This window comes from Mycobacterium sp. SP-6446, from assembly GCF_001954045.1.
In the GTDB taxonomy this organism is placed as follows: domain Bacteria; phylum Actinomycetota; class Actinomycetes; order Mycobacteriales; family Mycobacteriaceae; genus Mycobacterium.
In genome coordinates this window covers 12,288-36,175 of the sequence record NZ_MBEM01000143.1, presented here as the reverse complement: position 1 = coordinate 36,175, position 23,888 = coordinate 12,288, and the positions used below count along the sequence as shown (strand labels likewise).

At 68.2% G+C, this 23,888-nt stretch carries 22 protein-coding genes and 2 pseudogenes; 16 read left to right on the top strand and 8 right to left on the bottom strand.

Annotation, left to right across the window (positions count from 1 at the left end; translation table 11 throughout):
* Window positions 1-108: 108 nt before the first annotated feature.
* A complete protein-coding gene (locus A5736_RS13645; protein WP_076121841.1) occupies window positions 109-1,470 on the top strand; it encodes an FAD-dependent oxidoreductase in 1,362 nt (453 codons plus the stop codon).
* On the opposite strand, the gene A5736_RS13640 is transcribed toward A5736_RS13645, so the two are convergent.
* Window positions 1,471-3,054: an FAD-binding oxidoreductase gene (locus A5736_RS13640; RefSeq protein WP_076246770.1), complete on the bottom strand. Its 1,584-nt coding sequence runs from the start codon at window positions 3,052-3,054 to the stop codon at window positions 1,471-1,473.
* 10 nt (window positions 3,055-3,064) lie between these two features.
* Window positions 3,065-3,268 (bottom strand): hypothetical protein, encoded by a 204-nt coding sequence (locus tag A5736_RS13635; protein WP_076121846.1) that lies wholly within the window; start codon window positions 3,266-3,268, stop codon window positions 3,065-3,067.
* A 91-nt stretch (window positions 3,269-3,359) separates the two neighbouring features.
* Here A5736_RS13635 and A5736_RS13630 point away from each other — a divergent pair, with 91 nt between their 5' ends.
* The 3 genes from A5736_RS13630 (at window position 3,360) to A5736_RS13620 (ending at window position 5,932) form a co-directional block, all read left to right on the top strand.
* Entirely contained in the window at window positions 3,360-4,322 is a 963-nt protein-coding gene (locus A5736_RS13630) for an NAD(P)H nitroreductase (protein WP_076246768.1), read from the top strand.
* 50 nt (window positions 4,323-4,372) lie between these two features.
* On the top strand, window positions 4,373-4,801 hold the full coding sequence (locus A5736_RS13625) for a pyridoxamine 5'-phosphate oxidase family protein (RefSeq protein ID WP_076121851.1): 429 nt from the start codon (window positions 4,373-4,375) through the stop codon (window positions 4,799-4,801).
* 138 nt (window positions 4,802-4,939) lie between these two features.
* On the top strand, window positions 4,940-5,932 hold the full coding sequence (locus A5736_RS13620) for a nitroreductase family protein (RefSeq protein WP_076246766.1): 993 nt from the start codon (window positions 4,940-4,942) through the stop codon (window positions 5,930-5,932).
* Here the strand turns inward: A5736_RS13620 and A5736_RS13615 are convergent.
* From A5736_RS13615 to A5736_RS13605, 3 genes are read right to left on the bottom strand one after another with little or no spacing between them, the layout of a single operon-like run.
* Entirely contained in the window at window positions 5,912-7,618 is a 1,707-nt protein-coding gene (locus A5736_RS13615) for a GAF domain-containing sensor histidine kinase (protein WP_076246764.1), read from the bottom strand. The two genes, A5736_RS13620 and A5736_RS13615, sit on opposite strands and share 21 nt — an antisense overlap.
* Window positions 7,611-8,261 carry a two-component system response regulator DevR gene (gene devR / locus A5736_RS13610; RefSeq protein WP_076121859.1) on the bottom strand — a complete coding sequence of 217 codons (651 nt, stop codon included), beginning with the start codon at window positions 8,259-8,261 and terminating at the stop codon, window positions 7,611-7,613. The genes A5736_RS13615 and devR overlap by 8 nt, the downstream gene beginning before the upstream one ends.
* A 24-nt stretch (window positions 8,262-8,285) precedes the next feature.
* A complete protein-coding gene (locus tag A5736_RS13605) occupies window positions 8,286-9,092 on the bottom strand; it encodes a universal stress protein (RefSeq protein ID WP_076121862.1) in 807 nt (268 codons plus the stop codon).
* A 424-nt stretch (window positions 9,093-9,516) separates the two neighbouring features.
* Here A5736_RS13605 and A5736_RS13600 point away from each other — a divergent pair, with 424 nt between their 5' ends.
* Complete coding sequence (locus A5736_RS13600) at window positions 9,517-10,653, top strand: PPE family protein (RefSeq protein ID WP_076246762.1); 1,137 nt, start codon at window positions 9,517-9,519, stop codon at window positions 10,651-10,653.
* Between the two features lie 98 nt (window positions 10,654-10,751).
* On the top strand, window positions 10,752-11,870 hold the full coding sequence (locus tag A5736_RS13595; protein WP_076246760.1) for a PPE family protein: 1,119 nt from the start codon (window positions 10,752-10,754) through the stop codon (window positions 11,868-11,870).
* Window positions 11,871-11,877: 7 nt separating this feature from the next.
* On the opposite strand, the gene A5736_RS13590 is transcribed toward A5736_RS13595, so the two are convergent.
* Window positions 11,878-12,204, bottom strand: a complete 327-nt coding sequence (locus tag A5736_RS13590; RefSeq protein ID WP_076246758.1) for a hypothetical protein — start codon at window positions 12,202-12,204, stop codon at window positions 11,878-11,880.
* 58 nt (window positions 12,205-12,262) lie between these two features.
* Here A5736_RS13590 and hisN point away from each other — a divergent pair, with 58 nt between their 5' ends.
* The 4 genes and pseudogenes from hisN (at window position 12,263) to A5736_RS13575 (ending at window position 15,918) form a co-directional block, all read left to right on the top strand.
* A complete protein-coding gene (hisN, locus tag A5736_RS13585) occupies window positions 12,263-13,066 on the top strand; it encodes a histidinol-phosphatase (RefSeq protein WP_076246757.1) in 804 nt (267 codons plus the stop codon).
* A gap of 80 nt (window positions 13,067-13,146) precedes the next feature.
* Window positions 13,147-13,750 (top strand): annotated as a pseudogene (locus A5736_RS27235) (acyl-CoA dehydrogenase family protein); the annotation flags it as partial.
* A 102-nt stretch (window positions 13,751-13,852) separates the two neighbouring features.
* Window positions 13,853-14,644: pseudogene (locus A5736_RS27230) on the top strand (acyl-CoA dehydrogenase family protein); the annotation flags it as partial.
* A gap of 65 nt (window positions 14,645-14,709) precedes the next feature.
* On the top strand, window positions 14,710-15,918 hold the full coding sequence (locus A5736_RS13575; protein ID WP_076121876.1) for an acyl-CoA dehydrogenase family protein: 1,209 nt from the start codon (window positions 14,710-14,712) through the stop codon (window positions 15,916-15,918).
* Here the strand turns inward: A5736_RS13575 and A5736_RS13570 are convergent.
* Entirely contained in the window at window positions 15,911-16,435 is a 525-nt protein-coding gene (locus tag A5736_RS13570; protein ID WP_076246755.1) for an arsinothricin resistance N-acetyltransferase ArsN1 family B, read from the bottom strand. The genes A5736_RS13575 and A5736_RS13570 overlap by 8 nt on opposite strands.
* Window positions 16,435-17,289, bottom strand: coding sequence for an oxidoreductase (locus A5736_RS13565; protein WP_076246754.1), 855 nt, complete (start codon window positions 17,287-17,289; stop codon window positions 16,435-16,437). Before A5736_RS13565 ends, A5736_RS13570 begins: the two co-directional genes overlap by 1 nt.
* Window positions 17,290-17,311: 22 nt before the next feature.
* On the opposite strand from A5736_RS13565, the gene A5736_RS13560 reads away from it, so the two are divergent.
* The 6 genes from A5736_RS13560 to A5736_RS13535 all read left to right on the top strand — a co-directional run bounded on the left by A5736_RS13560 (window position 17,312) and on the right by A5736_RS13535 (window position 23,875).
* Window positions 17,312-18,310, top strand: a complete 999-nt coding sequence (locus A5736_RS13560) for an acryloyl-CoA reductase (protein WP_076246752.1) — start codon at window positions 17,312-17,314, stop codon at window positions 18,308-18,310.
* Between the two features lie 22 nt (window positions 18,311-18,332).
* Window positions 18,333-19,304 (top strand): NADPH:quinone oxidoreductase family protein, encoded by a 972-nt coding sequence (locus A5736_RS13555; protein WP_076121915.1) that lies wholly within the window; start codon window positions 18,333-18,335, stop codon window positions 19,302-19,304.
* Between the two features lie 191 nt (window positions 19,305-19,495).
* Window positions 19,496-20,602, top strand: coding sequence for a homogentisate 1,2-dioxygenase (locus A5736_RS13550; RefSeq protein ID WP_076246751.1), 1,107 nt, complete (start codon window positions 19,496-19,498; stop codon window positions 20,600-20,602).
* The gene (locus A5736_RS13545) at window positions 20,599-21,783 is read left to right on the top strand and encodes a S9 family peptidase (protein WP_076246749.1); all 1,185 of its coding nucleotides are present in this window, start codon (window positions 20,599-20,601) and stop codon (window positions 21,781-21,783) included. The genes A5736_RS13550 and A5736_RS13545 overlap by 4 nt, the downstream gene beginning before the upstream one ends.
* Entirely contained in the window at window positions 21,780-22,985 is a 1,206-nt protein-coding gene (locus A5736_RS13540; protein ID WP_076123995.1) for a CaiB/BaiF CoA-transferase family protein, read from the top strand. The genes A5736_RS13545 and A5736_RS13540 overlap by 4 nt, the downstream gene beginning before the upstream one ends.
* Window positions 22,982-23,875, top strand: coding sequence for a hydroxymethylglutaryl-CoA lyase (locus A5736_RS13535; protein ID WP_076246747.1), 894 nt, complete (start codon window positions 22,982-22,984; stop codon window positions 23,873-23,875). Before A5736_RS13540 ends, A5736_RS13535 begins: the two co-directional genes overlap by 4 nt.
* The last annotated feature ends 13 nt before the right edge of the window (window positions 23,876-23,888 follow it).

Here is a 23,888-nt window from a genome sequence, read left to right as displayed (position 1 = left end):
ACGACCAGCGGTCATGCGTTTAGCATCGAGTCACGATCATGTGCAGCCCCGACTGCGCCGCGACAGCCCCTCTGCGCGCAGGCCGGGCACTAAACAGAAGGCTCGAGTATGCGCCCATACCATGTCGCCATCGTCGGCTCCGGACCGTCGGGGTTCTTCGCCGCAGCATCGTTGCTGAAAGCCGCCGACACCTCCGACGAGATCGACGTCGCCGTCGACATGATCGAGATGCTGCCCACCCCGTGGGGGTTGGTGCGCTCCGGTGTCGCTCCCGATCACCCCAAGATCAAATCGATCAGCAAACAATTCGAGAAGACCGCCGAGGACCCCCGCTTCCGCTTCTTCGGCAACGTCGTGGTGGGCGAGCACCTCGAGGCGTCCGAACTCGCCGAGCACTACGACGCCGTGATCTACGCCGTCGGGGCGCAGTCAGACCGCTCGCTCAACATTCCCGGTGAGGACCTGCCGGGCAGTGTCGCGGCCGTCGATTTCGTGGGCTGGTACAACGCCCATCCCAACTTCGAGCAGATCTCGCCCGATCTGTCCGGCAGTCGCGCGGTGGTGATCGGCAACGGCAACGTCGCGCTCGACGTCGCGCGCATCCTGGTCACCGACCCGGGCGAGCTGGCGCGAACCGATATCGCCGATCACGCGCTGGAATCGCTGCGCCCATGCGGTGTGGAGGAAGTGGTGATCGTCGGCCGGCGCGGTCCGCTGCAGACCGCGTTCACGACGCTCGAGCTACGCGAGTTGGCGGACCTCGAAGGCGTCGACGTGATCGTGGATCCCGCCGATCTGGAGGGCATCACCGACGAGGATGCGGCCGCGGTCGGCAAGGTCTGCAAGCAGAACATCAAGGTGCTGCGCGACTACGCGGGCCGTGAGCCCCGCCCGGGACACCGTCGAATGGTTTTCCGGTTCAAGACATCCCCGATCGAGATCAAGGGTGACGGCAAGGTGGAGCGGATCGTGCTGGGCCGCAACGAATTGGTCACCGATGAGAACGGGCGGGTGGCCGCCAAGGACACCGGCGAGCGCGAGGAACTGTCCGCGCAGCTGGTGGTGCGGTCGGTCGGTTACCGCGGCGTGCCCACCCCGGGACTGCCGTTCGACGACAAAAGCGCGACCATCCCCCACGCCAACGGCCGGGTCGAGGGCAGCCGCAACGAATACGTCGTCGGATGGATCAAGCGCGGGCCGACCGGTGTGATCGGCACTAATAAGAAGGACTCCCAGGACACCGTCGACACGCTGCTGGCCGACCTGACCGGGACCGACGAATTGGCCGACTTCGGCGAGGACCATGCCGACAAGTTGGCCGACTGGCTGGCCTCGCGGCAGCCGAAGTTGGTCACCTCCGCTCACTGGGAGATCATCGATCGCCACGAGCGGGCCGCCGGTGAGCCGCACGGGCGCCCGCGGGTCAAGCTGCCGAGCCTGGCCGAGCTCTTGCGCATCAGCCACGGCTGATCACGCGTCGATAAGCACCCCGGGGTTGAGAATTCCGGCCGGGTCCAGCGCGGACTTCGCCCCGCGCAACGCCGCCGCGAACGGGTCAGGGCGCTGCAAGTCGTACCACGGGCGGTGATCGCGGCCGACGGCGTGGTGGTGAGTGATGGTGCCGCCGGCGGCGATGATCGCCTCGGACACGGCGGCCTTGATCTCGTCCCATTGCGCATCCAGGGAGTCCCACCGCCCGCCGGCATAGATGCCGTAATACGGAGCCGGGCCGTCGGGATAGACGTGGGTGAACCGGCAGGTCACCACGCCGGTCCCGCAGATCCGTTCGACCGATGCGCGCGCCGCCCCGGTCACCGCGTCGTGCAGGGCCTCGAATGCGTCCCAGGTGCACGCCGTCTCGAACGTCTCGGCGATGACGCTGCGGCGGGCCAGCGCGTCGCGCTGGTACGGCATCCGAAGAAAGGCCGAACGCCAATTCCCGGAAGCATCCGATTTGCTTGCATCGCTGGTGTTTTCGCGGTCGCGTCGCGCGGTAAGGACGCCGCCGTGTTCGGCGGCGATCGCTACTGCACGGTCGAGCCACGCGTCGACGGGGTGATCGGCGGATTCAAAAGCCAGCACCAGCATCCCTCCCCCGACCGCGGCTCCGGCGTTCAGGAACGCCTCGGCCGGATCCAGCAACCGGCAATTCGACGGGTGAAGGCCGGCCTGCGCGATCGTTCGAGTCGCGGCGAGCGCGTTCGCCCAGTCGTCGAACGCCAAAGACGCGGTGACCTGCCACTTCGGCCGGTTTTGCAAGCGCATCCACGCCTCCGTGATGATGCCCAACGCGCCCTCGGAGCCGAGGAACAACCGATCGGGGGACGGCCCGGCGCCGGAGCCCGGGAGCCGCCGCGATTCGCTCACCCCGGCCGGGGTGACGACGCGCAGCGATTCGGTCAGGTCGTCGATGTGGGTGTAGAGCGTGGCGAAGTGCCCGCCGGCACGGGTGGCCAGCCAGCCGCCCAGGCTGGAAAATCCGAACGACTGCGGATAGTGGCGCAGCGTCAAATCGTGTGGGCGTAACTGGTTTTCGATCTCCGGCCCGAGGGCTCCGGCCTGGATGCGGGCGGATCGACTGGTCCGGTCGAGCTCGAGCACCGCGTCCATGGCGGTGGTATCCACCGTGACCGCCAGCCCGTCGAAGCGCGGTTCGACGCCGCCGACCACCGAGCTGCCGCCGCCGTAGGGGATCACCGAAATTCCCTGGCGCGCAGCCCAATCCAGGACATCGATCACATCCTGCTCGCGGCGGGGTCGCACTACGAGGTCGGGAACGTGGTCGAGGCGGCCGTGCAGGTTGCGCACGACGTCGCGGAAAGCCTTGCCGTGCGCGTGGGCGGCCCGATCGACGGAGTCAACGGAGCACAGATCGGCCAGCGACGACGGCGGGGCCACCCGCGGCTCGGCCAAGCCGAGCGTGTGGGGATCCGGGGGCGGGTGATCGGTTAGGTCGTGCCCGGGGAGCAGCGCCGCCACGCGTGCGATCAGCTCGCGTGTCTCGTGCTCCGAAAGCGCGTCCTCGACGGTGCCCCAGCCCCACCACGAACGCATGCTGGCGGCGTCAGCGTTTCAAGACGACGACGGCGGTTCCGGCGATCAGCAGCAGGATGGCCGCGGCGATGGCCCAGCCGGCGCCGGCGAGCCACCAGATGACGGCGAGCGCCACGAGTCCCGGTGAGACCGCGAAGAGCGCTATCCCAGGGTTCTGCCTGATCACCGCCAGAGCGCTCTTTGCCCGGATCGGATCGATTTCTCCGCGTGCCATGCCCTCAGAATGCCAGACAAGTGCCTTCTGCGGGTTGATAAAGGACGAAGGCCCCTAGGGGTCCACGCCCGCTCGCCATAGCGTCGACGGTGTGGAAGTCGAGGCGCTCAAGACGGCGGTCCTGCTGGCCTGCCGCGCTCCGTCCGTTCACAACAGCCAGCCGTGGCGGTGGGTGGCGCAAGGCGACGTCATCGATCTGTTCGTCGACCGGCACCGAACGGTGCCCGCCGCCGACCGGTCCGGCCGGGAAGCGGTGTTGAGTTGTGGCGCCGCGCTCGATCACTTTCGCGTCGCCATGACCGCGTCCGGTTGGCTGCCGAGCATTACTCGGCTGCCCGACCCGATCGATCCCACTCACTTGGCCTCTGTCGAATTCAGCCCGATGGATCAAGTCACCGCGGCGCAGCGGCAACGCGCGCGGGCGATCCTGCAACGTCGGACCGACCGGCTCGCGTTCGGCATGCCTACCTACTGGTATGCGTTCGAACCCGAGCTGCGAAGCGCGTTGGGCGAAAGCGTTGCGACGCTTGACGTTCTGGCCGACGATCAACGCCCGCTCCTGGCGGAGGCCTCGCAGCTCAGCGAATCGCTCCGGCGCGAAGATTCGTCGTATCAGCTCGAACTGCAATGGTGGACTTCGCCATTCGCGTTGGCCGAGGGCGTGCCGCCGAGCGCGCTGGCATCGGATATCGAGCGCCACCGAGTCGACGTGGCCCGTGACTTCCCGGTCCGAAGCCACCAGGATCGACGCCCGGAGATCGGCGCGGACTGGTCGAAAATCCTTGTGCTGTCGACCCCTGAGGACACGCGGGCCGAGGTGTTGGCGTGCGGCGAGGCGCTGTCGGCCGTCCTACTCGAATGCACCGTGGCCGGAATGGCGACTTGCACGTTGACGCATCTGATCGAATCGGAGGAAAGCCGCGATGTCGTCCGCAACCTCGTCGGCCACGGCGAACCCCAGGTGCTGGTCCGCGCCGGGATCGCGCCGCCCCTGGAAGCGATTCCGGCACCGACACCGCGGCGGCCGTTGGACGACGTTCTCGAGTTTCGCTAGCTCTCCCGACGGCTTGAAATCGTGGCGGTGCGCAGGGAAAGGTTGGAACCATGACCGATGAGCCAGTCACCATCCTGTCGGAGGACGAGAGTTGGCGCCGCTTGGGCGGCGTCGCGCTGGGCCGGCTGGTAACCAGCTTTGCGGGTGAGCCCGAGATCTTCCCGGTCAACTTCGGCGTACAGGGCCGGACCGTGCTGTTTCGGACTTCCGAAGGCACCAAACTGTTCTCCGCCGTGGCCAACAGCGTCGTGCTGTTCGAGGCCGACGACCACAATGTCGCGGAAGGCTGGAGCGTGATCGTCCGTGGTCGCGCAAAGGTGCTACGCACCGACGCCGAGATCGAGGAGGCCGACAGGGCCCAGCTCCTGCCGTGGACCGCGATACCCAAGGTTCACTACGTCCGCGTCACCGCGTCCGAAATCACGGGCCGCCACTTCAGGTTCGGACCGGAGCCAGAACCCGCCGCGGGCCCTGCCTGACGCGGGGGCTTGCGGCAGGGCCAAAGGTCCCCCGATGCCGATGGCTTCCTGCTCTGCTGGCGACGGTGGCGCCGCGCGATCCTGGAAAACATGACCACACTTCTCGACAGCAAGGTTTGTCGGACCGGAGAGGCAGACATGAACGCCCTTTTCCCAGACACCGACACCCTCGAGGCGGTCCTTACCCTGGCCACCCGGGCGCCCTCTATTCACAACACGCAACCGTGGCGGTGGCGGGTCGGCGCGGCGAGCCTGGATCTCTACTCCGAGCCCGACATGCAGCTGCGCAACACCGACCCCGACGGGCGGGAGTTGATGCTCAGCTGCGGAACCGCGTTGCATCACTGCGTTGTGGCGCTGGCCGCCATGGGCTGGCAAGCACGGGTCCATCGCTTTCCCGACCCCGCCGACCCCAGCCACCTGGCGACCGTCGGGGTCGCGCCGCACACCCCCGACCACGCCGACATCACCCTGGCGGCCGCCATCCCGCGGCGCCGCACCGATCGGCGCGCCTACGGGCCGTGGCCGGTAGCGGGGGGCGACATCGCGTTGATGGCCGCCCGTGCCGCGCGATGCGGGGTAATGCTTCGGCAGGTCGACGCCCTCGAACGGATGAACAAGATTGTCGCCCAAGCGGTCTGGGACCACGCGACCAATCGCGACTACCTTCGCGAACTCACCATGTGGAGCGGCCGGTACGGTTCGGTGGCCGGGGTCCCGGCCAGGAACACACCACCGTCCGAGCGAACCTCCCCGATCCCGGGCCGCCTCTTCGCGGGACCGGGTCTGGCTCCGTCGGCCGCCCCACCCGCCGACGACGGCGCCGCGATCGTGGCGTTGGGCACCGAGGGCGACGACCGCTTGTCCCGGCTGCGCGCCGGGGAAGCCACCAGCGTCGTGTTGCTGACGGCGACGGCACTGGGATTGGCGTGCTGCCCGATCAGCGAACCTCTGGAAATCCGCGAAACCCGCGAGGCGGTACGCGCCGACGTGTTCGGGTCCAGCGGATACCCGCAGATGTTGCTGCGGGTGGGGTGGGCGCCGGTCAACGCGGATCCGTTGCCGCCGACGCCGCGGCGCCGGCTGTCCCGGGTCGTCGAGTGGGCCGGGCTATTGGAGCAGCGGGGCTGACCACCGCAACACGGTTCCGCCTGTGCCGCGCGCGCTTTCGATCGTGAACTGACCGCCCGCCTGCTCGGCCCGACGCCGCAGGTTCGTCAGGCCGCTGCCGGTGAACTCGTCGGGCATCCCCCGCCCGTTGTCGCTCACCTCGATGCACAAGTCGTCTTCGACGCTGACCCGGACCGCAAGCGTGGTGGCGTCCGCGTGCCGAACGGCATTGCTGACCGCTTCGCGGACCACCGCCTCGGCGTGGTCGGCCAGCGCACCGTCGACCACCGACAGCGGCCCGACGAATTGGACCGTCGTGCGCAGCCCCGAGCCGGCGAATTGGGTGACCGCGGCGTCGATCCGTTGCCGGAGCCGAGTGATGCCCTGCGCGGCACCGTGCAGGTCGAAGATGGTCGTCCGGATGTCCTGGATGACGCCCTGCAGGTCGTCGACGGCCTCCGAAAGCCGTTGCTGCACTTCGGAATCGCGTGCTCGCGGCACGGTACCCTGCAGCGCCAGGCCGACGGCGAAGAGCCGCTGTATCACGTGGTCGTGCAGGTCGCGCGCGATGCGGTCGCGGTCGGTGAGCACGTCGAGCTCGCGCATCCGGCGCTGCGAGGTGGCCAGCTGCCAGGCCAGCGCGGCCTGATCGGCGAATGCGGCCATCATTTCGAGCTGTTCGTCGGTGAATGCCCCCGGACCGCGTTGGCGCACAACGACAACGACTCCCGCGACCGTATCGGTGGCCCGCAACGGCAGTATCAGCGCCGGCCCCAGTTCGTGTGCGCCGTCGAGGTCGATCCGGTCGACCCGTCGCGGGGTGCTCGTGGTGAAGGCGTCTCCGATCGCCGTGCCCCCGATCGCGACGGTTCGGCCGGCGATGGAAGCTGCTGCGCCGCCTACTGTTTCGACCACCAGCAGCTCGTCGGAGCTCGCTGCATTTTCGTCGGCGGGAACCGCCACCAGGGCCGCTTCGGCGGCCGTGAGTTTGAGCGCTTCCTCGGCGACCAGGCGGAACACCGTCGCGGGTTCGGTGCCGGACAGCAATTCGGTGGCGATGTCACGGGTGGCTTCGATCCACGACTGCCGCTGCTGGGCCTCCTGATAAAGCCGGGCGTTCGCGATGGCGATGCCCGCGGCCGCGGCCAGCGCCTGGACCAACACCTCGTCGTCATCGCTGAACGGCTGCCCGTTGATCTTGTCGGTGAGATAAAGAGTGCCAAACGATTGGTCGCGCACCAGAACCGGCACCCCGAGGAAAGTCCGCATCGGCGGGTGGTGTGCCGGAAACCCGATCGAGGCGGGGTGTTGCGAAAGGTCGTCCAGACGTAGCGGTTTGGGTTCGTCGATCAGCAGGCCGATGACGCCGAGGCCTTCGGGTAGGTGGCCGATGCGCCGCACGGTTTCCTCGTCGATGCCCTCGTGGACGAAGCGCACCAAGTGATTGTCCCGGTCGTGCATCTCCAGGGCGCCGTATCGAGCGTCGACGAGTTTGGTGGCCGAGTGCACGATGGTGCGCAGCGTGGCTTCCAGATCCAATCCGGACGTGACCACGAGCATCGCCTCTAACAGCCCGTCGAGGCGGTCGCGGCCTTCGACGATCTGCTCGACGCGATCCTGCACCTCGACCAACAGCTCGCGCAGCCGCAGTTGGGAAAGTGTTTGACGCAGCGGGCCCATGCCGGCGTCTCCGGTGTCGCTATTCATCACCGGGCGGCCGCGAGCGCTTCAGTTCCGTTGCGAACACCGCGGCTTGGGTTCGCCGCTCCATGCCCAGCTTGGCCAGCAGCCGAGACACGTAGTTCTTCACTGTTTTTTCGGCCAGAAACATGCGGTCGGCGATCTGCTTGTTGGTCAGCCCCTCGCTGAGCAGGCTGAGCAGCGTCCGTTCCTGATCGGTGAGACCCGACAACGGGTCGGACTTCTCGGTGGCGCCGCGCAACTTGGCCATCAGCGCCGCGGCTGCGCGATTGTCGAGCAGCGACCGCCCGGCGCCGACTTCTTTGACGGCGTGTGCCAGCTCCATCCCCTTGATGTCCTTGACGACGTAGCCGCTGGCGCCCGCCAGGATCGCGTCCAGCATCGCCTCATCGGAGGTATACGACGTCAGGATCAGGCAGCGCAGCTCCGGCATGCGCGACAACAGATCACGGCACAGTTCGATGCCGTTGCCGTCGGGCAGCCGGACGTCGAGTACCGCGACATCCGGGCTCGCGGCCGGAATCCTGGCCATCGCCTCGGCGACGGAGCCCGCCTCACCGACGACGTCGAGGTCGGGATCCGCCCCGAGCAGGTCGATCAGCCCGCGCCTCACCACTTCGTGATCGTCGACCAAGAAGACCTTTACCAAGGCGCCACTCCCGACATCCGCTGCCTACAAGTTGCCGCACCGAACCGTGAGTATTGAGCATCCCACGTTGTACGCCCCGCACACGTCATTGGCGGCGTGCATATCGGTGACGAAGAGCTGCCCGGTGTCCGCGTTGGCCTCCAGGTATCCGCCGACACCTCCGCGGATGACCGTGGACTCGACCGGCACGTCGGGGTAACGCGGCGTCCAGCGGGCCAGCCGGCGATTCAGTTGCGCTTGCACCAAGCGGTTTCCGTCGCCGACATCGTCGGGGGTCTCGGCGACGTGTGCGGCCAGTGCCCGCAGCGGAACTCGGCGCAACCTCGCCTCGTCGAACGCGTGTCGCAGCACCGAACCATTGTCCACTTGCACGACGACCTCGTTGACCTCGGGGCTTGCCGGACCGCCCGGCGAGCGGTGCACCACCGCAACTGGGCACAACGCCGATTCGGCCAGGGCAGCTGCGACGGTGCCACCGATGCGGCGCGCGTGGTTGAGCCCGATCGACCCGACGCAGATCAAGGCCGCCGACCTCGATTCGGCCATCAGCTTGGCCAGCGGCCGCCCCCACAGGATCTCGGTTTCGATCTTGACCGGCTTGTCCGTGGCGTCGACGGCCCGGTAGGCGGCGTAGAGCGCCGCGCGGGCAACGCTTTGCGGGTCGTCCTGCGAGCCCGCCGCGGGGGTGCACAGCGGATCGACGACGTACACCAGTCGCAGCGGGATGTCCCGGGCGACCGCCTCGTCGACGGCCCACAAGGCCGCGTGAGTCGCCGCCCTTGATCCGTCGATGCCGACGACGACCGACGGAGCTGGGTAGATGTCGCTCATCGGAGTCTCCTTTGCGGGAGTGTTCATCGTTGCTAACCCGTACGTTATGGGCCGGGCACGCCGTTTCCGCAGAGGCGATGGTCACCAACCGAGTGCCATTGGTCCCTTTCAATCCGGGATTGGGCGTTACCTCGCGTCGGGAAATTTCCTGGACTTGCTCCGTTAACGGGACCAAAACGCGATACTGGGCCTCTCGGGCCCACGACGATTCATAGCTGAAGGCTGCAGAGATGCCCCGTGCGCATGCCCCGCCAGCTCTTTTACTGGCGACGCCGGCCGCGACCCTAGCGGCCCCCGTGCAGCCACCGAGTCTGCGATAACGCAGGACCAACTCACTTCTTTAGACCACCGCCGACACGGCGGTGGTGCGTTGTCGACGCCGATGAATCTCACCGCAAACAACTCACGAAGGAGATGCGACACAATGGATTTCGCATTTTTGCCACCGGAAATCAATTCGGCCCGAATGTACGCCGGGCCGGGGGCCGTATCGCTGTTGGCCGCAGCGGGCAGCTGGGACGCGCTGTCGGCCGAGTTGAGCGCCACAGCCGAGTCCTACGAGTCGGTGCTCTCCGGCCTGGACTTGCAGTGGCGCGGGCCCGCATCCGAAGCGATGGCGGCCACCGCCGCACGCTACGTAGGTTGGCTGCAAACGACCGCCGAACAAACAAAGCAGACCGCCATGCAGGCCAGGACGGCGGCGGCGGCCTATGAGCAGGCCTACGCGATGACGATTCCGCCGCCGGCGGTCACCGCCAACCGGACACAACTGGCCTCGCTGATCGCGACGAATGTGCTAGGCCAGAACACGGCGGCGATCGCGGCCACCGAGGCGCAGTACGCCGACTATTGGGCTCAGGACTCCGCTGCGATGTCCGGCTACTCCGCCTCGTCGACAGCCGCGACGACGGGGCTACCTAAGTTCTTCTCCCCGAACCGCACCACCAACGAGTCCGGGCTGGCCGCTCAGAGCGCGTCGGTCGGCCGAGCCAATGCGACCGCAGCGGTCACACGGTCGGCTGCGCAGGCGGTTTCCGCGGCCGCCCAGCAGGCGCCGGCGGCCGCCGCGCCAGCCCCCGCGGCCGCGGGCGACTCGACCGCCTTCCGCATCCTTGACGCCATTCAGGCAACCAATGTCGCGCTCACCGCCCCCTACAACATGGAAGCGTTCGCTTCCGGCGTCATTGGGGCCGAGAACAACCTCGGCATTTTGCCCAAGGCGGCGGCGGCTCCCGCCGCGCTGGCCCCCGCACTGACCGCAGCTCCCCAGCTGGGCGGTGGCGCGGGACTGGGCAACGTCACTGCAACGTTCGCCCGCGCGGGGACCATCGGCCCGATGTCCGTCCCGGCGAGCTGGTCGGCGCCGTCGACCGGTCAGATCGCGCGGTTGGAGCCCGCCGGCTTCACCACGATTCCGGGCACCGAGGAGGCGGTCGCCTCGGGTTACCCCGGCTACCCGGGGATGCCGGCGGGGAACGTCGCTCGCGGCGCGGGCGTGGGCGGTCCGCCCCGCTACGGTGTCCGGCTCACGGTGATGCCGCGCCCGCCCGCGGCCGGCTAACGGACAGCTGATCCTCAGCAGTTGAGGTCGCGAATGTTTCGCGACCCGGCCGCCGCAGCGCTGTTCGCTGCGCAGGACGCCTATCGAGATGTGACCCAATGGATTTCGTGTTCTTGCCACCGGAGATCAACTCCGCCCGGATGTACACCGGCCCGGGCTCGGGCCCGCTGCTGGCCGCCGCGGGAAGCTGGGACTCCCTGTCGGCCGAGTTGGGCATCGCGGCCGGGGTCTATGAGTCGGTGCTCTCGGGTCTGACGAGCTTGCACTGGCGCGGGCCGGCATCCGACGCGATGACGGCCGCCGCTATCCCCTATGTGGCCTGGCTGCACGCGGCCGCGGAACGGGCCGAGCAGACGGCGATCCAGGCCCGCGCCGCCGCGGCGGCCTACGAACTGGCATATGCGATGACGGTGCCCCCGGCGGCGGTCGCGGCCAACAGGATGCAGTTGGCGCTGCTGATAGCGACGAACTTCTTCGGCCAGAACACCGCGGCGATCGCGGCCACCGAGGCGCAGTACGCCGAATACTGGGCCCAGGACGTCACCGCGATGTCCGGCTACGCGACCAGCTCGCTCGCGGCCACGCGGTTGACGCCATTCTCGTTGCCGAAGCAGGCCACCAAGCCCGACGGGATCAGCGCTCAAACCGCCGCGGTCGCGCAGGCCAACGCCGGCGCCGCGTCCGCAACCCCAGCCGCGCAAGCGGTTTCGGCTGCGCCCTCGGCCGCTTCGAGCACCTCGGGCAGTTTCGCGCTGTTCGACGCCATCATGGCCACCGGCACCGCTCTGAAAGCTCCTACCAGTTTCGAGGGGTTTGTTTCCGGGATCGTCGGAGCCGAGAAGGACTTGGGGATTTTGCCCGCGCTCGGGTCGACAACGGCTCAGGTGGCCGCGACACCCACGCTCGGCGGCGCCTCGGGCCTCGGAGGCGGTCTGGGCAACGTCACCGCAACGCTGGCGCGGTCCGGCACCATCGGATCGATGTCCGTGCCGGCGAGCTGGAGCGCACCGTCGGAAGGCACCGTTACGGCGTCTCCAGCGGCCCCCACAATCGCATTGGCGGGCAACGGATTACCGACGCCCGACGGGACCGGCGGGCCGACCGGTATGGCGGGCGTACCCGGGATGCCCGGAGGAAGAGTCTCGCGAGCCACGATTGTCGTCCCCCGATACGGCGCTCGGGTCACGGTGATGGCGCGCCCGCCGGCGGCCGGATGACGGTCGGCTACGCGGTGGGTTCCGGCGGCGCGAACTTCCAATTGTCGGGATTCTTGGTCGAATACAGCACCGGCATCAGCTGGCCCACGGTCGGCCACGCCTCGACGTCGACCGCCATGCGTTGATACACGGAGTACTCGTCGACGGTGGGCCCGTTGATCACCCCCGCAATCGTGACGTATTGCTCACCAGTCACGTCCGGCCGCGGGCTGACGCCTGTCACCAACAGCGTGCCGCTCGCCAGCTCACCGCGCGGGCCACGCGGGATGAACCGCTGGGCAAGGAAGACCGCCAGGACGGCGACGAGTAGGAGCAGCAATCCGAATTCCCACACGCATCCAGGTTAGGGCTTTCGAAGAGTCGTTTCTGAAAGTCGTGATAGGACTGCTGGCATGGCCCGGGATGATCTGGCGCTGGCGCTCGTGCTGGCCGACCGTGCGGACACACTGACTCGCGCCCGGTTCGGCGCCCTCGACCTGCGCATCGACACCAAACCTGATCTGACTCCGGTGACCGACGCCGATCGGGCGGTCGAGGCCGACCTGCGCGCGGCGCTCGGGCGCGAACGGCCGGACGACAGCATCGTCGGCGAGGAGTTCGGCGGCACCACATCCTTCACCGGGCGGCAATGGATCATCGACCCGATCGACGGAACCAAGAACTTCGTGCGCGGAGTGCCGGTGTGGGCCAGTTTGATCGCGATGCTCGAGGACGGCGCGCCCTCGGTCGGCGTGGTGAGCGCGCCCGCGCTGCAGCGTCGGTGGTGGGCCGCCCGCGGCCGCGGCGCGTTCGTCGCGGTCGAGGGATCCCCGCCGCGGCGGCTGTCGGTTTCCTCTGTCGCACAGCTGGATTCGGCCAGTCTGTCGTTCGCGAGCCTGTCGGGATGGGCGCAACGCGGTTTGCGCGAACGCTTCGTCGAGCTGACCGACGTGGTGTGGCGGGTGCGCGCCTTCGGCGACTTCTGGTCCTATTGCCTACTCGCCGAGGGGGCCATCGATATCGCCGCCGAGCCGGAGGTGTCGGTGTGGGACTTGGCGCCCCTCGACATCCTGGTCCGCGAGGCGGGCGGGACGTTCACCGGCTTGGACGGGAGCGCGGGCCCGCACCGCGGCAGCGCCGTGGCGACCAACGGGCTGCTGCACGACCAGGTGCTCGCTCGCATCGGCTCGCATCCGAAAGCACGCGGTGTGAATTAGTTAACAGGGCATTTCCGCGCTATCTTACTCCGGAGTAAGATAGCGTCATCCGCATCGCCCCAACGACCGAGGCTGCCGAAATGACCGGTTCAAAGAAGACTCAATCGTCGAAATCCACGCGTTCGCGCTTCCGGCGGCGCGGCCGCAAGACCGGCGTCGGGCTGCAACCGCACCGGCGGACCGGGATCGATATCACCATGGCGCTACTCACCCCGCTCGTCGGGCAGGAGTTTCTGGACAAATACCATCTGCGCGACCCGCTCAACCGGGCCCTGCGCTACGGCACCAAGACGATCTTCTCCACTGCCGGCGCCACCAGCCGGCAGTTCAAACGGGTTCAGAACCTTCGCGGCGGACCCACCCGGCTCAAGTCGAGCGGCAAGGACTACTACGACCTGACGCCCGACGATGAGCAGAAGATGATCGTCGAGACCCTCGAGGATTTCGCCGAAGAGGTGCTGCGGCCCGCGGCGCCCGACGCCGACGAGGCCGCGACCTACCCGCCGGATCTGATCGCCAAGGCGGCCGAGTTGGGCATCACCGCGATCAACATCCCCGAGGACTTCGAGGGGATCGCCGCGCACCGCTCCAGCGTCACCAACGTACTGGCGGCGGAGGCCCTCGCCTACGGCGACATGGGTCTAGCGCTGCCGATTCTGGCGCCGGGAGGAGTGGCGGGGGGCGGGGGGGCCGGGGGGGGGGGGGGGCGGCCCCGCCCCCCGGCCGCGCCGGGGGGGGCGGGCGCACCGCGCGCCCCGGGGGGGGGGGCGGGGGGGGGCGCCCCAATGGGTCAGCGCGGACCAGCAGGCCACGTACCTGCCCGAGTTCGCCGGCGAGAACGTCCCGCAGGCGTGTGTGGCCATCGCGGAGCCACAGCCGCTGTTCGACCCCACCCGGCTGAGGACCACTGCCGTGCGGACACCGAGCGGATACCGGCTCGACGGGGTGAAGTCGTTGGTCCCCGCCGCGGCCGACGCCGAGCTGTTCATCGTCGGCGCGCAACTGAACGGCAAACCGGCGCTGTTCATCGTCGAGTCATCCACCAAAGGCCTTACCGTCAAGGCGGATCCGAGCATGGGGATTCGTTCGGCGGCCCTGGGCCAGGTCGAACTCTCCGGCGTGTCGGTTCCGGCCAACGCCAGGCTGGGCGAGGACGAGGCGACCGACGACGACTACTCCGAGGCGCTCGCGCTGTCCCGGCTGGGCTGGGCGGCGCTGGCAGTCGGCACATCGCACGCGGTTCTCGACTACGTCATCCCGTATGTGAAAGAGCGCGAAGCGTTCGGCGAGCCGATCGCCCACCGCCAAGCCGTCGCGTTCATGTGCGCCAACATCGCGATCGAACTCGATGGGCTGCGGCTGATCACCTGGCGCGGCGCAGCGCGCGCCGAGCAGGGCCTTCCGTTCGCCCGCGAGGCGGCGCTGGCCAAGCGGCTCGGCGCCGACAAGGGCATGCAAATCGGGCTGGACGGCGTGCAACTGCTCGGCGGCCACGGCTACACGAAGGAACACCCGGTCGAACGCTGGTACCGGGACCTGCGGGCCATCGGTGTCGCCGAGGGCGTCGTCGTCATCTAAGTCGTCATCTAAGTCGTCATCCAAGTCGTCATCTAGCTCGTTACTTCTGAAGCGAAAGACCAATCATGGCAATCAATCTGGAACTGCCCCGCAAGATGCAAGCGGTGATCGACAAGGCGCACCAGGCCGGCGCGGAGCTGATGCGACCGATCGCCCGCAAGTACGACCTCAAAGAGCACGCCTACCCCGTCGAGCTGGACACGCTGGCCAGCCTGTTCGCCGGAGCAGCCGAGTCCAACGCCCTGGGCCTCGCCGGAGCCGATGCGTTCCGCAGCGGTGAAAGCAAGGAGGAAAACCGCAACGGCGCCAACATGGCCGCGGTCCTGCAGACGTTGGAGGCCTGCTGGGGGGACGCGGCGATGATGCTGTCGATCCCCTATCAGGGCCTGGGCAACGCGGCGATCTCCGGGGTGGCCACCGATGAACAACTGCAGCGGCTGGGCCGGGTCTGGGCCGCGATGGCCATCACCGAACCGAGTTTCGGATCCGACTCCGCGGCGGTGTCCACCACCGCGAAGCTGGACGGCGACGAATACGTGATCAACGGCGAAAAGATCTTCGTCACAGCGGGTTCGCGGGCCACGCACATCGTGGTGTGGGCAACGCTGGACAAATCGCAGGGACGGCCGGCGATCAAATCGTTCATCGTGCCGCGCGAACACCCCGGCGTCACCGTCGAGCGGCTGGAGAACAAGCTCGGCATCAAGGGCTCCGACACCGCCGTCATCCGGTTCGACAACGCCCGCATTCCGAAGGACAACCTGCTCGGCAACCCGGAAATCGAATCGGGCAAGGGCTTTTCCGGGGTAATGGAGACGTTCGACAACACCCGTCCGGTGGTGGCCGCGATGGCCATCGGGATTGCCCGGGCAGCCCTGGAGGAACTGCGCAAGATCCTGACCGAGGCCGGTGTCGAGATCTCCTACGACAAGCCCTCACACGTCCAAAGCGCCGCCGCGGCCGAGTTCCTGCGGATGGAGGCCGACTGGGAGTCCAGCTACCAGCTGACCCTGCGGGCGGCGTGGCAGGCGGACAACCAGATTCCCAACTCCAAAGAGGCGTCCATGGCCAAGGCCAAAGCGGGGCGGGTGGGTAGCGACATCACCCTCAAGGCCGTCGAATTGGTTGGCACCACAGGCTATTCCGAGCACACGCTGTTGGAGAAGTGGGCACGCGACTCCAAGATCATGGACATCTTCGAGGGCACTCAGCAGATCCAGCAGCTGGTGGTCGCGCGTCGCCTGCTGGGCCTGTCGTCGGCCGAGCTCAAGTAGCGATCGGCCGCGGCGGGTCGTCCCCGTCGTTCGGCAGGTCGAGCTGCCACCACGAGACGTCATGCCACGCGCCGAGTTTCCATCCGACCCTGCGGTAATGGCCCGCGGGCCGAAAGCCGAACGCCCGATGTAACGCATTGCTGGCGTCGTTGGGTTGGGCGATGCCGGCGAACGCGCGCCGGAAACCACGCTCGGTGAGCCGGTGCAGCAGTTCGGCGTAGAGCATTCGGCCACCGCCCTTCCCTCGCCGGCCCTGGGCGAGGTAGACGCTCGTCTCGACCGACCACTGGTAGGCGGCGCGCGAATTGAACTGGTGCGCATAGGCGTAACCGATGACGTCCCCGTCAACGTCGAGCACCAGCCATTCGTGCGTCACCCGCGCGTCGACGATGCGTGCCGCCATTTCCTCGACCGTCGGGACCTCCGTTTCGAACGTGATCACGGTGTCCAGCACGTACGGGCGATAGATCTCGACGCACGCCGCGGCATCGGCGGCGGTCGCGGGTCTGACGCGCATCAACGGACCGCGTTCAGCCGTTCGCGGCTTTCGTCGTCGAGCTCGATCGAGGCGACGTCGAGGTTCTCCTCCAGGTGCCGCACGGACGAGGTGCCCGGGATGAGCAGCACATTGGGCGCCACGCTCAGCGTCCACGCCAACGCGACCTGGGCCGGGGTGCGCCCGATCCGCTCCGCGATCTGCTGCACCAGCGGGTTGGTGAGCACCGGGTTCGGCTGGACGAAGGCGGCCCCTAGTGGGAAGAATGGGACGAACGCGATTCCCCGGGCCGCGCATTCGTCCAGCACCCCGGCCGACTCCCGGTGGATCAGGTTGAAAGCGTTTTGCACACAGGCGATCTCGGTGCGCTCCAGCGCGTGCAGTAGGTGATCGCGGTTGATGTTGCTCAGCCCGATGCCGCCGATCAATCCCTCGTCACGGGCTTGGATCATGACCGAGAGCTGGTCGTCGAACAGTTGGTCCGGCCCCTCGCTCTCGAACACCCGCAGGTTGACCGCGGCTAGCTGGTCCACGCCGAGAGTGAGCAGATTCATTTCGATGTCACGGCGCAAGTCGGCGGGCTCGGTGAATGGCAGCCAGGCGCCGGTGTCGTCGCGGTGGCCGCCGACTTTGCTCACCAGGGCCAGGTTCTCCGGGTACGGATGCAACGCCTCGCGGATGAGCTCATTGGCGACGTCGGGGCCGTAGAACTGAGCGGTGTCGATGTGGTTGACGCCGAGCTCGACGGCGCGGCGCAGCACCGCCAGCGCCTCGTCGCGATCCCGCGGCGGCCCGAACGCGTTCGGGCCGGGCAGTTGCATCGCGCCGAAGCCGATGCGGGCGACGGAAACGCTACCGAGTGGAAAGGAATCCATACGGTGAGGTTAGCGTCGAGGAATGGACACTTTTCACGCGCTGGTCGCGCGGCAAGACGGTGACCGGATCACCGCGTCGGTCGAGACACTGAGCCAATCCGACCTACCGCCCGGTGAGGTGACCATCCGGGTCTTGTATTCGAGCGTCAACTTCAAAGACGCGCTGGCGCTGACGCCGAAGGGCGGCGTGGTGCGCGACTACCCGGTCGTGCCGGGCATCGATCTGACCGGCGAAGTGGTCGGGTCGCAGTCGGCCGATTTCGCCGTCGGCGACCAGGTGCTGGCCCACGGGTACGCGATCGGCACCGGTCATCACGGCGGCTACGCGGAATACGCGCGGCTGCCGGCCGACCACGTGGTGGCGCTCGGCGCCCTGAGCGCGCACGAGGGCGCCGCGATCGGCACCGCCGGGTTCACCGCCGCGATGAGCGTGCAGGCGCTGATCGATTGGGGCATCAAGCCCGACGCCGGATCCGTCGTCGTCACCGGCGCCTCCGGCGGGGTCGGCTCCGTCAGCGTGGACCTACTGTCCGCCGCCGGCTATCGGGTGGTGGCCTCGAGCGGCAAGGAAGAGGCCACCGAGTTGCTCAAAGAGCTTGGCGCCGCGGAGGTTATCGGGCGGCTGCCCGAGGATCCCGACGCCAAACCGCGGCCGCTGGCCAAGGCGCGGTGGGCCGGGGCGGTGGACTGCGTGGGCGGCGCGACGCTGGCCGATGTGCTCAGCGCCGTCGACTACGGCGGGGCGGTGGCCGCCAGCGGCCTCACCGGGGGTCCGGCCCTGCACACCACGGTGATGCCATTCATCCTGCGCGGCGTCGCCCTGCTGGGGATGGACTCGGTGCTGATGCCGATCGCCCGGCGCCGGAAGTTGTGGGCGCTGCTGGGTGACTCGTTGCGGCCGCGTCATCTGGACGCGGTCGTCAGCGACGTCGACGTCAAAGACGTCGTCGGCGTGATCGATCGGGTACGTGCCGGCGCATTCACCGGCCGGGCGGTGGTGCGGGTCGCCGGCGGATTTTGAGCTGAAAGTAGGCTTTCCGACCATGCGCGCTGCACGGGTGACTCGGCTGGATGGTCCGGACGCGATCGAGGTAAGCGACGTCGACGAACCCTCGGGTGACGGCGTGGTGGTCGAGGTGCACGCGGCCGGGGCGGCATTCCCCGACGCGCTGCTGACCCGTGGCCTCTATCAGTACCGGCCGGAGCCGCCGTTCGTGCTCGGCGCGGAGATCGCCGGCGTCGTGCGCTCCGCGCCGGACGGCGCTCACGTGGGTCCCGGCGACAGGGTCGTCGGCCTGACGATGCTGTCCGGCGGCATGGCCGAGGTCGCGATCCTCTCACCCGATCGGGTGTTCAAGCTCCCGGACAACGTGAGTTTCGAGGCGGGCGCCGGCCTGCTGTTCAACGACCTGACGGTGTACTTCGCGCTGACCGTGCGTGGCCGGCTGGGCCAGGGTGAGACGGTGCTGGTGCACGGCGCCGCCGGCGGGATCGGGACGTCGACGCTGCGGCTGGCGTCGTTGCTCGGGGCGTCGCGGACCATCGCGGTCGTCAGCACCGAAGACAAGGCGGACGTCGCGACGGCGGCCGGCGCCACCGATGTGGTGCTGGCCGAAGGTTTCAAGGACGCGGTCAAGGAGCTCACCGGCGGCCGCGGCGTCGACGTGGTCGTCGACCCGGTCGGGGGCGATCGGTTCACCGATTCATTGCGCTCGCTCGCCCCGGGCGGACGGCTGCTGGTCATCGGGTTCACCGGCGGGGAGATTCCGACCGTGAAGGTGAACCGCCTGCTGCTCAACAACATTGACGTCGTCGGCGTGGGCTGGGGCGCCTGGACGGCCACGCACCCGGACGCCCTCGCCGAGCAGTGGGCCGGCCTCGAGGGCCTGCTCAGCTCGGGCCGGCTGACGCCGCCCACGCCCGAGGTCTACCCGCTGGAGCAGGCCGCCGCGGCGGTCGCGTCGCTGGAGAACCGCACCGCCAAAGGGAAGGTCGTCGTCCGCGTCCGCGATTGACGCGCGCCCGCGACGTTTGATCGGGCCGCGTTGGTCGGCGACACATAAACGTCAGCGAAAACACGCCGGGGCGGTGCGCAATGGTTTATGTCTCGCGGATACGAGACGTGCCCTTGTGCGAGCGCAAAAGAAAAAGTAATGTCACTTTCAGTTTTGCGTGGTTTTGTGTCCTACCCGAGCCTGGAGCCGCCATGGAATCCTTCGTTCACCTGCGAAAAGGGAAAACGCCACGCCGGCTGCACGCCGATCTTGACGGCCTCAAGGACGACGAGCTGGGCCGCGGCGGATTCACCGGCCGGACCGCCAACATCTACCGCCGCAACGACCCCACCGCCTACCGCGCGGTGGGCCCGCTGCGCCCCCTCGACGTGTTGTCCAGCGAATTGAAACCCAGCGACGCCACCGACGCCAACGGTGGCCCGCTGCTGATGTTCAGCAACGCCGACTGCCGCATCCTGCTGAGCCGCCGGCATGAACCGATGCCGTTCTACACCCGCCACATCGACGGGGATCTGCTGTGCTTCGTCCACGACGGCACCGGGCTGCTGGAGACCGAGTTCGGACCGCTGCGCTACCGCGAGGGCGACTGGGTCTACCTCCCTAAGGCATGCACCTGGCGCCAGGTGCCCGATCGTGAGACCACACTGTTGATGATCGAAGCCAGCGACGAATTCCGGGTGCCGCCGCCCGGCTCGCTGGGCCGCCACTTCCCCTTCGACCCGTCACAGGCGACGATCCCCGAACCGGAACCGATCGACGATGATGGGCGTGACGAATACGAGGTCCGGCTGATGCACCGGCCTATTGAGGATGGCGGCCCGACAACGCTTTACTACCAACACAATCCGATCGATGTCGAGGGCTGGCGCGGCGACAACTTCGCCTTCACATTCAACATCGCCGACTACAACGTCATCACCTCCGACAGCGTCCACCTGCCGCCGACCGTCCATCTGTTCATGCAGGCCACCGGCGTCTACGTGATGAACTTCTTGCCCAGGCCCGCCGAAGGCATCCCCGGCACCGAGCGCACACCCTGGTATCACCGCAACGTCGACTACGACGAGATCGCGTTCTTCCACGGCGGCTCCCTCTACGGCATCCCGATGCCGCCCGGCTTGATTTCCCATGCGCCGCAAGGGGTTCACCATGGCGCGCCGGAAAAGGCCCGGGAACGGGCCCGCCGCAAATTCGACGAGCACTCGCGCGTCGACTGGCAAGTCATCGCCATCGACACGCGCCGGCGCCTGACACCCTCGGCCGAGGTGCTCGCACACGACCTGGGACAGCACTCGTGAACTCCGCCGCGAAACACGACTACGACCGAATCCCGTATCTCGTTGCTTTCCAGAACAATTCGAGCGTCCGCGATGTCTACGGCGGGTTGGCCGAGATCACCGTGCTGGAGAGCTATCTACTCAAGCCCCACAAGCCGTCGGATACCGTGCTGGTGTTCATGCACCCGATCGGCGGCGGCGCGTACCTGCCGATGATCAACGGCCTGGCCCGCGCCGGCCACCACGTCATCTACTGCAACAGCCGGTTCCGCGGCACGGATTCGGCCCTGCTGATGGAGAAGGTGGTCGAAGATCTCGGCGAGTGCATCAAGGACGCCAAGAAACGCCTGGGCTACGAGAAGGTTGTGCTGGCCGGGTGGAGTGGCGGCGGCTCACTGTCGGTGTTCTATCAGCAGCAGGCGCAGCACGCGACCATCACGTCGAGCCCGTCCGGCGACGGCCCCGACCTCACCGCGCTGGACCTGCCCGCCGCCGACGGGATCATGTTGCTCGCCGCGCACATCAGCCGGCACGGCACGCTGACCGAATGGCTGGACGCATCCATCCTCGACGAATCCGACCCCACCAAGCGTGATCCCGAGCTCGACCTCTACAACCCCGACAACCCCAACCAGCCGCCCTACAGCCAAGAGTTCCTCGCCCGCTACCGGGAGGCTCAGATCGAGCGCAACCGTCGGATCACCGCGTGGGTCCGGAAAAAGCTCGACGAACTGAAGGCCAGCGGCCGCCCCGACGACGAGTTCGGATTCGTCGTGCATGGCACCATGGCCGACCCGCGCTGGCTGGACCCCACCGTCGACCCCAACGAACGCACGCCGGGGACCTGCTACCTGGGCGATCCCCGAGTGGTGAACATGAGCCCCGTCGGGTTGGCCCGCTTCTCGACGCTGCGCGGCTGGCTCTCGCAGTGGAGCTACGACGAGGCCCGCGGCGACGGCGTGGAGTGTGGGCGCGATATCGCGGTCCCCGCCCTGGTGATCGGCAACCTGGCCGACGACGCTTGCACGCCCAGCCACACCCGGCGGCTGTTCCAGGCGATCGGGCACCCCGACAAAGAGATGCACGAAATCCCGGGCGCCACGCACTATTACGCCGGCCCCGACCAGCGCGATAAGCTGCGGCAGGCCGTCGAGATCATCACCGACTGGCTGATACGCCACAACTTCGCGGAGACTGCATGACTCCTACCGGCCCACTGGCCGGCATCCGGGTGCTCGAGCTGGGCACCCTGATCGCCGGACCGTTTGCGGGCCGGCTACTGGGCGACATGGGGGCCGATGTCATCAAGGTGGAGCCACCCGGCGCCCCGGACCCGTTGCGCACCTGGGGCCAGGCCGAGCTCGACGGGCACCACGTCTTCTGGACCGTGCACGCGCGCAACAAGCGGGCAATCACGCTCGACCTGCGCCGGCCGCGCGGGCGTGAGCTGTTCCTCGATCTCGTCGAGAAATCCGACATCGTGGTGGAGAACTTCAGGCCCGGCACGCTGGAGAAGTGGAACCTGGGCTACGACGTGCTCAGCGAACGCAACCCGGGCATCATCCTGGTTCGGGTCTCCGGCTACGGGCAGACAGGGCCGGACGCACACAAGGCGGGTTACGCCTCGGTGGCCGAGGCCGCCAGCGGGCTGAGGCACCTCAACGGCTTCCCGGGCGGGCCGCCGCCCCGGCTCGCGCTTTCGCTCGGCGACAGCCTGGCCGGGATGTTCGGCGCCCAGGGCGCGCTCGCGGCCCTGTATCGCCGCGGCGTGACCGGACGCGGCCAGGTGGTCGACGTCGCGCTCACCGAATCATGTTTGGCCGTACAGGAATCCACGATTCCCGACTACGACGTCGGCGGCGTGGTACGCGGGCCGTCGGGCACCCGGCTGGAAGGCATTGCGCCGTCCAACATCTACCGCAGCGCCGACGGTTCGTGGGTGGTGATCGCCGCGAACCAGGACACCGTGTTCGCGCGCCTGTGCGCGGCGATGGGCCGCCCGGAACTGGCCACCGACGATCGCTTCGCCACGCATGGGGCGCGCGGCCGCAATCAGGACGAGCTCGACAAGATCATCGGCGCGTGGGCTGCCGAACGGCAACCCGGCGAAATCATCGAAACGCTGTCCGCCGCAGGCGTGATCTCGGGGCCGATCAACACGGTCGCCGAGGTGGTCGACGACCCACAGCTGCGGGCCCGCGGCATGCTGGTTGAGCACTACGACGAACGCGTCGGGCGTAACGTTCTGGGACCGGGGATCGTTCCGGTGCTGTCCGAATCCCCGGGTGTGGTCCGCAACGCCGGCCCGGCCCGGCCCGGACAGCACAACGACGACATCTACATCGGGCTGCTGGGCAAGACCGCCGAGGAACTCGAGCAGCTAAGGGCCGAGGAGGTGCTATGACTCACGTGGACATCCGCGAGGTGTCGCTGCGCGACGGCCTGCAGATCGAAAAGCCAATCCCGTTGTCGGCCAAGCTGGAACTGCTCGCGGCCGTGGCCGCCACCGGGGTTCGGGAGGTCGAGGCCACCGCGTTCGTCTCCCCCACCAAGGTGCCGTCAATGGCGGACGCGGCCGAATTCGCGGCACAGCTGCACAACTACCCCGACATCGAGTTCTCGGCCCTGGTCGCCAGCCCCGGCGGGGCCAAGCGGGCCGTCGCCGCCGGCCTGCGGTCGATCGAGTACGTCGTGGCGGCAGACGACACGTTCAGCAAGGCCAACGTGGGGCGCACTAGCGCCGAGGCCACCAACGAGATCGGCGAGATCGTGGCCATCGCGCACGGCAGCGGGGTCACGGTCGAGGTGATCGTCGCCACCGCGTGGGACTCCCCGTTCGAGGGCCCCACCCCGCCGCAGCGGGTGCTCGACATCGCCGCCGCCGCTCGCGAGCGGGGCGTGGACCGCTTCTCGATCGCCGACACCATAGGCACCACCACCCCGCGCAGGGTGAGTTCGCTTGTCTCGCAACTACGTCCGATTCTCGGCGACATGCCGCTGGGCGGGCACTTCCACAACACCCGCGGCGCCGGGCTGGCCAGCGCCTACGCGGCGGTCAGCTCCGGCGTCACCCGCCTGGACGCCTCGGTCGGCGGCCTGGGCGGCTGCCCGTTCGCTCCGGGCGCCACCGGCAACATCGCCACCGAGGATCTGGTGTACCTACTGCGGGACAGCGATATCGATGTCGACGTCGACCTGCAGGCCGCCATCGCTGCGGCCGAAGTCGCGAAGTCGGTTGTCGGCCATGATCTGCCGAGCGCCCTGCTGCGTGCCGGCGACCGACAGAGACATTAAGTGCCGGGGGCCT

What these genes read in the sequence shown, in the direction of transcription:
- A5736_RS13595 (WP_076246760.1), top strand. Translation starts at nt 10,752, where the DNA reads ATGGATTTCGTGTTCTTGCCACCGGAGATCAACTCCGCCCGGATGTAC.
- A5736_RS13570 (WP_076246755.1), bottom strand. Translation starts at nt 16,435, where the DNA reads ATGCGCGTCAGACCCGCGACCGCCGCCGATGCCGCGGCGTGCGTCGAG.
- A5736_RS13535 (WP_076246747.1), top strand. Translation starts at nt 22,982, where the DNA reads ATGACTCACGTGGACATCCGCGAGGTGTCGCTGCGCGACGGCCTGCAG.
- A5736_RS13615 (WP_076246764.1), bottom strand. Translation starts at nt 7,618, where the DNA reads ATGAATAGCGACACCGGAGACGCCGGCATGGGCCCGCTGCGTCAAACA.
- hisN (WP_076246757.1), top strand. Translation starts at nt 12,263, where the DNA reads ATGGCCCGGGATGATCTGGCGCTGGCGCTCGTGCTGGCCGACCGTGCG.
- A5736_RS13575 (WP_076121876.1), top strand. Translation starts at nt 14,710, where the DNA reads ATGGCAATCAATCTGGAACTGCCCCGCAAGATGCAAGCGGTGATCGAC.
- A5736_RS13635 (WP_076121846.1), bottom strand. Translation starts at nt 3,268, where the DNA reads ATGGCACGCGGAGAAATCGATCCGATCCGGGCAAAGAGCGCTCTGGCG.
- A5736_RS13620 (WP_076246766.1), top strand. Translation starts at nt 4,940, where the DNA reads ATGAACGCCCTTTTCCCAGACACCGACACCCTCGAGGCGGTCCTTACC.
- A5736_RS13560 (WP_076246752.1), top strand. Translation starts at nt 17,312, where the DNA reads ATGGACACTTTTCACGCGCTGGTCGCGCGGCAAGACGGTGACCGGATC.
- A5736_RS13625 (WP_076121851.1), top strand. Translation starts at nt 4,373, where the DNA reads ATGACCGATGAGCCAGTCACCATCCTGTCGGAGGACGAGAGTTGGCGC.
- A5736_RS13550 (WP_076246751.1), top strand. Translation starts at nt 19,496, where the DNA reads ATGGAATCCTTCGTTCACCTGCGAAAAGGGAAAACGCCACGCCGGCTG.
- A5736_RS13600 (WP_076246762.1), top strand. Translation starts at nt 9,517, where the DNA reads ATGGATTTCGCATTTTTGCCACCGGAAATCAATTCGGCCCGAATGTAC.
- A5736_RS13645 (WP_076121841.1), top strand. Translation starts at nt 109, where the DNA reads ATGCGCCCATACCATGTCGCCATCGTCGGCTCCGGACCGTCGGGGTTC.
- A5736_RS13605 (WP_076121862.1), bottom strand. Translation starts at nt 9,092, where the DNA reads ATGAGCGACATCTACCCAGCTCCGTCGGTCGTCGTCGGCATCGACGGA.
- A5736_RS13640 (WP_076246770.1), bottom strand. Translation starts at nt 3,054, where the DNA reads ATGCGTTCGTGGTGGGGCTGGGGCACCGTCGAGGACGCGCTTTCGGAG.
- A5736_RS13555 (WP_076121915.1), top strand. Translation starts at nt 18,333, where the DNA reads ATGCGCGCTGCACGGGTGACTCGGCTGGATGGTCCGGACGCGATCGAG.
- A5736_RS13565 (WP_076246754.1), bottom strand. Translation starts at nt 17,289, where the DNA reads ATGGATTCCTTTCCACTCGGTAGCGTTTCCGTCGCCCGCATCGGCTTC.
- A5736_RS13540 (WP_076123995.1), top strand. Translation starts at nt 21,780, where the DNA reads ATGACTCCTACCGGCCCACTGGCCGGCATCCGGGTGCTCGAGCTGGGC.